A 2051-nucleotide genomic window follows, 5' to 3' on the forward strand; every position below is an offset into this window, starting at 1 on the left:
AAGAGCCATCTTGAAAAAAAGGGGAGAATTCGCTATCATGTCGCTGCTGCTGGGAAGTCGTCCAACGGCAGGACACATGACTCTGGATCATGGAATCGGGGTTCGAATCCCTGCTTCCCAGCCACTCCTATAATTTGCTCAGCGCCTGAAAACAAAGCAAATTTTTGGTCCCACTAACTTTGTCATTGTTATGCAAATGTAGGCGATTGTGAGAAGGGTCTATTTCACTTATGAACATAAACTCAGTTCCTCTTTTGATGTCAGATTCAGATTGGAAGGCAACAGCGCCGGTGATTTTAAGAGCAAGACAAAAATAGAACCCTATATAAAGGACCTTTATCTGGAGTATAAACTCAATGAAACCTCCTTCTTCTTTGGACTCGCAGGCACTCCCACCTGGGACCAGTTGGAAAAATATTGGGGCTACCGTTCTGTAGAAAAGACTCCCATTGACTTGTATAAAATGGGATCCCCTAGAGATTTTGGAATTGCAGTCAAGGCTATGCTGCTGACCGAAAAATATATTATCACTTTATGCTGGCAAATGGAGAAGGCATAAAGGGAGAGATTAATAAAATGAAAAAGATCTATGTAGCCATAGGATTTAGTCCATTGAAGGAAGTTTATTTCGAATTATACGGGGATTATTCCCCTGGAGCAGAAGCAAATCCCACTGTATCCACCCTTCAAGCCTTTCTAGCTTATAAAAGGAAAAAGTTTACAGCAGGTTTACAGTATGGTTATCAGACACATTCAGGAGGCAAGGAAGATTTCAATCTTCAGGTGGCCTCGGGTTTTGTAGTTTTCTATCTGAAGGAGAAGGTCAATCTCTTTGCTCGGTTGGACAGAACGTTCCAGCCGAATCCATATGGTGAAGAGATAAGCTACGCTCCTTTTGACCCCACATCTCCCAGTACTGTTTTCCTGGCAGGACTTGACTTTAAAGTGGACTCTAATTTCAGTTTCATACCCAATATAGCCTATGACAATTATGATGACATATCTGCCAGCGATCTATATTTTAAATTCACAATGTATATCCGCTGGTAAAAGAGCTCGATTAAAGCAGATTAGTAATTGCTGGAACCCACGCTCACCGTGAGGTGAACCGGATACTTTGCCCAAAATAAATTACACGGTAGAAGTCACAGGTCCAAATCCTGTATCGCCCACTACTTATATCATTTAATATCAGCAGGATAGAAATCCCCATTATTTTTCTAACCCCCGATTTCGGTAAAAATTGGTTACTTTTATAGCCACAATCCTAGCCACACTACAAATTTGGACTGTTTCTATTTTTAGTGTTTTCAATCAGTTAGCCAAGAACAGAAGATAAAGTCAAACCTTCTTTAAGAAGGTAACACAATATCCAATGATAAACCAATTATTCAGATTGATTCGGTAGCTCATTTTTTCCTTCAGATTCTTATACCGAAACTCCAGAGGGTCCATTCCGGCTTTGTTTTCGAGGATATCGATTTGGGACTCTCTGACAAAAATGTTGGTATTATTGGAGGGCACACACCAGGTTCCGGCCCCGAAGGGATTTTTAAGTGGAGTTGCATCTCAATATGAGTTAGCAAATGTTTTTGGTTTGACTTTCGTTGCTGAGCATATTATTTTCAATGTGAGTGAGGAAGAGTAAAAGAGATGGATAAAGTAACGCGCTTTGGAGTATCCGTTGACACAGGCCTTTTAAGTCAATTTGATAAACTCATCGAGAAACTGGGTTACAAGAGCCGGTCAGAAGCTTTCCGGGATCTAATCAGAGAAAGACTGGTGTCCGAAGAATGGAAGGATGAGAAAGCAGAGACTGTGGGCATTCTCGCTCTGGTTTACAGCCATGATTCCAGGGAATTGACTGAAATTCTGACCAGCATCCAGCACAAGTATCTGGATACAATTGTCTCCTCGACTCACATCCATCTTGACCATCATAACTGTCTTGAAGTCATCGTATTGAAAGGACAAAGCAGACTGATTAAAGAGATCTCGGACAAGCTGCTGGCGACGAAGAATGTGAAGCATGGAAAACTGATCACCACGAC

Annotated in this window: 4 protein-coding genes and 1 tRNA gene; all 5 read left to right on the plus strand. The window is 41.5% G+C overall.

What is annotated here, in order from left to right; translation table 11 throughout:
* The first annotated feature begins 50 nt into the window (after nt 1-50).
* Nucleotides 51-124 (plus strand) — tRNA-Gln (locus VMW39_03680).
* Between the two features lie 84 nt (nt 125-208).
* Nucleotides 209-559: a hypothetical protein gene (locus VMW39_03685; GenBank protein HUW23112.1), complete on the plus strand. Its 351-nt coding sequence runs from the start codon at nt 209-211 to the stop codon at nt 557-559.
* 17 nt (nt 560-576) lie between these two features.
* Nucleotides 577-1050: a hypothetical protein gene (locus tag VMW39_03690; GenBank protein ID HUW23113.1), complete on the plus strand. Its 474-nt coding sequence runs from the start codon at nt 577-579 to the stop codon at nt 1048-1050.
* A gap of 451 nt (nt 1051-1501) precedes the next feature.
* Nucleotides 1502-1648, plus strand: a complete 147-nt coding sequence (locus tag VMW39_03695) for a hypothetical protein (GenBank protein HUW23114.1) — start codon at nt 1502-1504, stop codon at nt 1646-1648.
* Between the two features lie 5 nt (nt 1649-1653).
* Nucleotides 1654-2051, plus strand: a 398-nt coding sequence (gene nikR, locus VMW39_03700; GenBank protein HUW23115.1) for a nickel-responsive transcriptional regulator NikR, incomplete at its 3' end; no start/stop codon positions are given.

This window comes from bacterium (genome assembly GCA_035530055.1).
Taxonomy (GTDB): Bacteria; UBA6262; WVXT01; order WVXT01; family WVXT01; genus WVXT01.